Below are 8,845 nucleotides of genomic sequence, written 5' to 3' on the forward strand. Positions count from 1 at the left end.
CTCTTCCATAGCTCTGCTAGTCGAAGCTCCGTCTCACTGCGCGGATCGGCGCCGCCAATAGAATCAGCAAACGTCGGCTGTGGAAGGCGGCTGCGGTCTATCTTCCCGCTAGCATTAAGAGGAAAGGAATGCAGGCAGGCAAACAGGGAAGGAATCATATATTCCGGAAGCATCCCCCTCAGCCTCTCCTTCAGCTCACGTTCATTGCGTTCAAAAGAAGAAACCACATATGCACATAAGGCTGGTTCTCCCGTCCGATCCTTCACGGACATGACGAGCGCATCGGAAACCTCCTCCAGCTGCATCAGCGCATGCTCGATCTCTCCACATTCCATTCGAAATCCTCTAATCTTCACTTGATGATCGAATCGACCCAAATACTCGATATGACCGTCAGCAAGCCAGCGCGCGCGATCTCCGGTCAAGTACATGCGTTCCCCAGCAAAAAAAGGATCGGGTACAAATTTTTCCGCTGTCAATTCTTGACGGTTCAAATAACCTCTAGCGAGTCCCACTCCAGCGATGCAGAGCTCGCCCGGAATTCCAATGGGCTGCAGCCGTCGCTGCTCATCCACAACGTACAGCCGAATATTTTGAATCGGCGAGCCAATCGGAACTGATCCTTGCTTATAGTTCGCGCAGTCATATGCGCTGACATCCACGGTCGCTTCAGTCGGTCCGTATAAATTTATGAGTCGTGGACTTTCGCTGCCTGCAGAATGTTGGCTGTAGAACCCTTCCACCTGTGCAGGCTTCAACGCCTCTCCGCTTGCAAATACGTAACGCAAACCTCCGAAAGGCTTGTCCGCCTTAACTTCCGATGCATACTGGAGATATACGCCCAGCATGGATGGGACAAAATGCATGACCGTCACCGCTTGCTCACGGATTACTTTCATCATGACCTGCGGCTCCCGCTCCCCCCGCGGTTCCAGCAAGTAAACAGATGCCCCTGCAAAACTCCACCAGAACAGCTCCCACACTGAAACATCAAAAGTTATAGGTGTCTTCTGAAGAATGACATCTTGCGAATCAAGTGGATATTGATCTTGCATCCAATGTATACGGTTGATGACCGCAGCATGCTCGATCATAACTCCCTTTGGTTTTCCAGTAGAACCTGATGTATAGATGACATATGCCAAATGATGCGCGTTCACTGCAGGCTCCCATAGCCATTTCTCAGCATCATGGGAACCCTTGTCTTCAACAGCATCTATATCTATAATTTCACCATTAAACGGCAGTTGGTTCATCCATTTGTGCTGGGAACATAATATATTGGCTCCGCTATCTTCAAGAATGTACCCAATACGCTCCTCTGGAAAATGCGGATCGATAGGCAAGTAAGCGCCCCCGGCTTTTAGAATGCCTAAAATCGCTGCCATCATTTCAAAAGAGCGCTCTGCAACAATCGGGACGATTGTGTCAGCTCCAACACCTTTCTGACGGAGCAGCAGAGCGAGTCGATTTGCGCGTTCATCAAGCTCACGGTAAGTAAACATGCCCTCGTTCGATCGAATAGCTGGAGCATCAGGCGTCTTGCGCACCTGTGCCTCAAAACAGCCATGGATGGTTTCGCCACCAGGATACGGCCTTGCTGTATCATTCCATTCTTGAAGAAGCATTTGCGCTTCCTTCTTCATAATTAGGCTGAGGGAAGAGCATCTCATACCTGGCTCATCCGTCACTTGTTTCAGTACATTGAGCCAATGGTCCGCCAGCCTCATCATCGTCGCTTTATGAAATAATCGCGTATTAAACTCTAGCTCTGCTCGAAGGCCTCCGTCACCATGAGGATAAAGATCAAGTTTAAAATCCAATTTAGATGTCATGTTTTTACCTGCGCGTATAGGCTGTACCCCTACAGTGTGACCCTTTACTTCCAGATCATTTCCGATCTGGTTGTGCAAAATCATCATCGTATCGAACAGCGGGTTTCGTGAGGGATCCATCGTCATTTGCGCAGCTTCAATCATCTGGTCAAAGCTCACATCTTGATGTTCGAGTGCTGCAAGCATATGATCATGTGACGCCTTCGCAAATTGATCAAATTTCATTCCATCGCCTATTTTAAGGCGAATTGGAAGAAAATTATTGAACATACCGATCATATTAGCCGTTTCGGGATGTGATCTTCCTGCCGCTAGCGCCCCAATAATCAAGTCATTTCCACTTGTATACTTTTGAAGAAGCAGAGCGTAGGAAGCAAACAACAGACTATTTAAGCTAATATTGAGCGTATCGGATATAGATTGAAGCCGAATTGCTAGCTCTGAAGGGACATGGAATCCAAACGTCTCCCCCTCTAGCGATTGCCGTTCCCCACGCGGGAAGTCAAGCGGCATGTCGAGGCTCGGAGGTGGATCGCTAAACTCGGTCTCCCAATATCGGATGCTCTTCCGCATGCGTTCCGTATTCCCTTGGCTTGCTCTCCATACCGCATAATCCTTGTACTGAATATGCGGCTCTTCCAAGCGCTTGCCGTCTAGTCGTTTGACTAGCTCTTCAATAAGCAGACTCACCGAAATGCCATCCGCAATAATATGATGGATATTTAGAAGCAAATAAGTTTCTCCGTATGCGCTGCTGAGCAGCCGTGCGTCAAGGAGCGGTGCTTGTGAAAGCGGCAACGGCTTAGCAAATTCGCAGAACTGTTGCTCCAGGTCTATTGTTGTATCGCTTATCTCTTGAAGCTCGAACGAAGCATGCTCATGTATAACTTGACGCGCCTCACCGTCAATAAACTGGAATGATGTACGAAGCGGCTCATGCAGAGCAATAAGTCCTTTTATGGCCCGTTCCATATCCGATCGCTGAACATGGCAAGTTAAGCGCAGCGCTAGCGGGATATGATAGGCTATACCCGCGTTTGCTATTTCTTCAATAAGAAAAATACGCTGCTGGGATGGACTTAACGGGTAAGAACGAGAAATGTTTATCGGTTTTATGGGTTCATATGCCTCTTTATTTGCGCTGTCAATCCATTCTGCTTGCTCTCTAACTGTTGAACGTAGAAATACTTCCTTGATCGGCATTCGGACATGATATTGCTTATAAATTTCCGACACAAGCGTTGCAGCCTTCAATGAGTGACCGCCGTGTGCGAGGAAATGATCATTAACGCCAACAGCCTCTACCTTCAAAACCATTTCCCAAATGGTTGCAAGCTGAATCTCGGTTTGGGTTGTAGGCGGGACATAGGCTGCTGCCATTACGATGCTCAGTTTGGAAAAGTCAGGCTCAGGCAATGCGTTTTTGTTAATCTTGCCGTTAGAGGTGAGCGGGAGCTTCTCCACCCGCACGAAGACTGCCGGAATCATAAATTGCGGCAGCTTTGCTCCCAGTTCTGCTTGCAGCCGATCTATGGAAAGTTCACCATTTGCTACGATGTAAGCAGCAAGCTGTGGATCGCCGCTGCGGTATTTCAGCATAACTACTGCTTCCCTAACGTCCTCACACTCTAGCAGTTTGCTCTCAATTTCCCCCAGTTCTATACGAAATCCACGCAGCTTCACCTGGGTGTCGAGCCGATCCAAAAACTCTAGATTACCGTCAGGCAGCCGCCTAACCAAATCCCCTGTCCTGTAAAGCTTGGTTCCCTCCTTAAAAGGATGGGGAACAAATTTATTTGCAGTAAGCTCCGGCAGGTTCAAGTAACCTTGTGTTAAACCATCGCCGGCAATACATAACTCCCCAGGCACAAGTGGTGGGAGCAAGGCACCATTTTCGTCCAATACAAGTGCTTCTGAATGTGCGATAGGCTTGCCTATTGGAATTGCAGCATTGTCCTGCTCTAGCGAGTCAATCGGATAACAAGTAGCGAAAACAGTAGACTCTGTTGGACCGTACACATGAAGCAGCACGCCTGAACCGACGATCTGATAAGCTCTTTTAATATGCGAGGCTGATGCGCGTTCACCGCCAAACAATAGATGACGAAGGGAAGGCAAGTCCTTCAATCCAGAGTCAACGAATGCATTAAACAAAGCTGTAGTCGCAAAAAATACCGTAACCCTTTGTTTCTTCATCAATAAAATAAGCTGATGGATATCAAGCAAATCGTTTTCATTCACAAGGACGAGCTTTGCGCCGTTCAAAAGTGCCCCATAAAAATCAAACGTCGATCCGTCAAACGCATAATTCGATAACTGCAGCAGCGCATCCTCATTCGTGATTCGGATATAGTCAGTATCCCGAGCAATGCGAATGACGTTTCGGTGCGTAGTTAAAATTCCTTTTGGCCGTCCTGTGGAACCAGAGGTGTACATCACATAAGCTGCGTCGTCCCCTGTTACATCCACATTATAATTATGTCCCTCTGCCTGTCTCCACTCGTTCCTCATAGCATCCATGTCAATCTTATCTACTGGCCTATTCCCAGCTTGAGCAAGCTTGCCGCCTATATGGCTTGTCTGAGCATCTACTATCATTGTAGAAATATCAGCGTCTCCAAGCATAAACTCAATCCTGTCGATAGGATAACTCGGGTCGATTGGCACATAAGCGGAGCCGGTCTTCAACACAGCAAGTATCGCAACTGGCATATTAAAGGATCGATGAAGAAGCAGCGCCACACGTGAATGCGGAACTACTCCTCGATTGATAAGCCATCTAGCCAGAGCATTTGCCATTTCATTCAGCTCTGTGTAAGAGAGGGTCGCCTCATCCATAACTATAGCCGGGAGCTGCGGTGTATGATCCACCTGCCTCTCAAACAGCCGGTACAGCGAAGCATCGTTAGGGTAAGGTGCTCGACTCGACTCGCTAGTTGCCAAAATAAGCTGGCATTCATCCTCGTCTAACATAGGAAGCATCTCAACAGTCGTCTCAGGGGATTGAACTGCTGCATCAGCCAATGTTTTATAATGGCGAGCAAATCCTCTTACTGTTTCCTGACTGTACAAGTCGAGGGAATATTCAATAGATACTGTAATGCCTTCCTCCGAAGCTATACACTCCCAGGTCATATCAAATTTAGATGTACCTGTCCCTATCGGCTCAGGCTTGAATGTGACATTCGCTGTATGAAACTGTGGAATTTCCATGTTGTGCAACGTAAATACAGTGCTGAACAATGGATTACGGCCAAGTTCTTGTTTTGCCTCTGCCAGCTCTACAATTTCTTCGTAAGGGACGTCCTGATGGTCTAGCGATAACAATATTTGTTTGTTGATCTCTTCAAAGCATTGAAGGATCGAAAGCTCCTTGCCAGCCCGAAGTCGCAGCGGCACCATATTGACGAACAGGCCCACGATACCATCCATCTCCGGCCTTGTTCTCCCTGCCGACGCAGTACCGATCACCATATCAACTGCTCCGGTGTACTTGCTCAGCAGCATAAAGTAAACGGAAGTTAAAACGGTATACAACGTACCGCCTGTTCGGAAAGCTAATTGCTCCAGCTTAGCTGTAAGTGTTGCATCGAGTACAAATTTTTCAATAGCTCCCTTGTAKCTAGGAGTGAGCGGACGCCGATAATCTGCCGGGATATCGATCTCCCCCGCTCCCTCCTTGAAGATTTGCCGCCAATATCCTCTCTGTCCGCTCATGCGCCTATCTTCTGCCCTGAACCTTTTCTCCCAATCAGCAATATCGCTGTATTGAAAAGGAATTGGAGGCAGCTCAGCCCCTTCATACATCGCAACAAATTGCCCGATTAATATTCCCATCGACGTGCCATCCGTAATGAGATGATGCATATCAAATAACATCAGATGGCGGTTATGACTGAGTGTGATTAACTCCATTCGGAACAACGGCGCCTTAGACAGCTCATAGGGCTGTAGAAATGTACTTATTTTGTGCTGCATATCACTCTCAGACCAGCCGCGGCCGTCTGTATAAACAATGGGCAGCTTTACTGAATCTGCAATGCGACCGACCACGATATCATTGTCCATAACAAATGATGTACGTAGTGAAGAATGCCTGTTGATCAAGGACTCCCACACCTGCTGAAACTTACTGAGATCCAGCTCCCCCTCAATGCTTATGCGCTGCGGAAGATGATAACGAAGGAGACCTGAATTCATTTCCTCAACAATAAATAATCTCTTCTGAGTAGATGTGGCGGGATACCAATCCCTCGTGCCTCCATTTGAAATCACTTCGCACTGGCCATTTCTGTCATTTCTTTGATCTTCCCCAGCAGTCACTTCAGCGACATAAGCGGCTAGTAACCGAACAGTATGATGCTGAAACAACTCGCTCAGAGATACATTTATGCCAAACGCCGACTGCAGCTGGGCAGCTACATAAGCTGCGCTCAGTGAATTACCGCCATGCTCCAAAAAATGAACATCTATTCCAATGCGGTCTGTCTTCAGCACTTTTTTCCAAATAGACAATATGCGATGTTCGGCATCCGTTTCAGGAGCTGCAGCAGCCGACTCGGGAGCTGTTTCTTCCATAATCGCTGCCAGCGACTCCAATTCCGAAATGACTGAGGAGAATTGTCCGCTCTGCATACTCTCAGCAAGAGTGTAACGCTGAATTTTCCCAGAGGTAGTTTTCGGAATACGCTTTACTGGAACAATGAGCTCCACTTGGAGTCCAGTTTTTCGATTTAGCAATCGCTGCACGCTTTGCCTCAGCGGCACAAAACCGTTAAGCTTGCCTCGATATTGAATAAATACGGCGATCTCATCCTGCTTCGTTGCTTCATTCTGAATCGCGCTAACAGCTACTTTGCCTATTTCTGCTCCCTTTATTTCGCTTACCAGCATTTCCAAATCATGCGGGTATACGTTCTGTCCATTGACGAAAATAATATCCTTCATGCGGCCAGTCACATACAATCTGCCGTCTTGCATAAATCCAAGATCACCGGTATTCAGCCATCCGTCTGTCGATAGAATAACGGCATTCACATCAGGGCGGTTAAAATAACCCTTGGTGACATTCCTCCCTCTAATATGGAGGAGTCCAACGTAGCGATCTGGCGTTTCCCGACCAGACTCGTCGCAAATTTTAAGCTCGCATTCGGATACAGGGAACCCGAGCTCAACGATTTCTATTTTATTGGGATCATCTGCTGGAGCATCCTGAATAACATCTCCGATATTCAAGCCCTTTCGGCTTACATATAAGGTATTCAAGCTCTCCTCCACATGCGGAAATGTAACGGCCAAACTTGCTTCCGCTAGTCCATAGACGGGAAATATACATTGTTCTCTAAGCCCATAAGGCTTCATCTGTGCGAGAAACTCGCGGCAATTGCTCGCAGATATTGGTTCCGCTCCGTTAAAGATAAGCCTTACCGAGCTAAGGTCCCAGCAGGTGGCATTCTCAGGTTTAAAATGCTGTAGAAAGTGAACATAACCAAAGTTAGGTGATGATAGACAGGTAATGCGATGCTGATGCGTGAGCTCCATCCACTTCATCGGATGAAGCACGAATGTCGAGGTCGGCATCTGCCATTGATTCATAAGCCCAAGCATCGGAGTTAGATGAAATCCGATCAAACCCATATCATGCGTAAGCGGGAGCCAGCTTAAAGAGGAATCAGCCTCGGTCGACTGCGCGCCCTCCAATATCGCCCGCATATTCGAAAGTAAGTTGCCATGTGTCAAAACAACACCTTTAGGATCACCTGTAGAACCAGAGGTGAATTGGATAAATGCAACATCATCCTCGGTTGCCGCATAGACTGTTCCTTGGCGATCTATAGCAGCTGCTTCATCCAAAACATCCTTGATCGGCAGCATTTTTTTTTGCAGAAGCTGTCCTGCGGCATGTTCTTCATTTTTGAGACAATAAGCTGCAACAGATTCCCATATTTCTGGCTCGCACAGCAAATACGGATTTCCAAGTTGGCTGCTTACTTGAAGAAGCTTCTTCCTGCCTTCGTCAGTTCGTCCCGCTGTAAGTGGAACGGGGATCATGCCGCCCAATAGGCAGGCCCAAAACAAAACAAGAAATCGTTCATTATCTTCGGTCTGCAGCACAACATGCTGCCCTTTGCCAAGCCCTCTTTCCTGCAGCTGACCGAGTACTGCACCCGCTGCCTTGCGTAGTTGCCCATACGACACGAATCGATCCTTACCCGCCTCGCAGAACGTAATGCCCGCACCGCTCGTTCCGCTTGCAATGAGTACCTCTGAGAGATTTCGGATGATATTCATATAGCTCCCCCTACTTTTTGTCTGTGGCATTATACCGTTGTAGAGTGCAGCTCTTGATACTTGTCCGTCACAATCCGATTATTCTCATCCATAATGACCACATCGGGCTTGTACACCCTCGCTTCATGATCTTCCATCATGGCGTAGGAGATAATAATAACGAGATCTCCTGGCTGAACCATTCGCGCAGCCGCTCCATTTAGACAAACCATGCCTGAGCCTCTTGGGCCAGTGATCGCATACGTCTCCAACCGCGCGCCGTTATTGATATTTACAACTTGTACTTTCTCGTTCTCTAAAATATTGGATGCGTCTAAAATATCTTGATCAATCGTGATGCTGCCTACATAATTTAAATTTGCTTCCGTAACGACCGCACGGTGAATTTTGGATTTGTGAATTTCTCTAAACATAAATAACACACTCCTCATAGAATAGTGAATTTGGTTAATATACCGATAAATAATAGTGCTTTAACACAACCTTAAAGTTACTTTTATTTGTATTTATTACAAATTTTAAAATAAAAAAGACAAAGAAATCGCTCCGTCAACATGAAAGCGTTAACAATAGTTTGTTAATAACTTCTGATTGCATACGACTAAGTAGTTTTGGTTGAAGGTATAGCTTATGCGGGTTGAATATTCGAGTTAAAATAACATGTGGGTTAACTTGTTGGGGAGACTGACAAGCAAGTGATTAGCAATGAAATCATTTAC

At 46.9% G+C, this 8,845-nt stretch carries 2 protein-coding genes; both read right to left on the reverse strand.

What is annotated here, in order from left to right; all coding sequences use genetic code 11:
* A partial coding sequence (locus tag AC1DSE_RS24500) for a non-ribosomal peptide synthetase (RefSeq protein ID WP_477528321.1) occupies positions 1–8,126 on the reverse strand: 8,126 nt, incomplete at its 3' end.
* Positions 8,127–8,155: 29 nt separating this feature from the next.
* Positions 8,156–8,539: an aspartate 1-decarboxylase gene (gene panD, locus AC1DSE_RS24505; protein ID WP_076270779.1), complete on the reverse strand. Its 384-nt coding sequence runs from the start codon at positions 8,537–8,539 to the stop codon at positions 8,156–8,158.
* Between the last annotated feature and the right edge of the window lie 306 nt (positions 8,540–8,845).

The sequence above is a fragment of the Paenibacillus sp. 01L418 genome (assembly GCF_056400045.1).

Excerpts from the sequence above, each read along its gene's own strand:
- panD (WP_076270779.1), bottom strand. The coding sequence starts at position 8,539 with ATGTTTAGAGAAATTCACAAATCCAAAATTCACCGTGCGGTCGTTACG.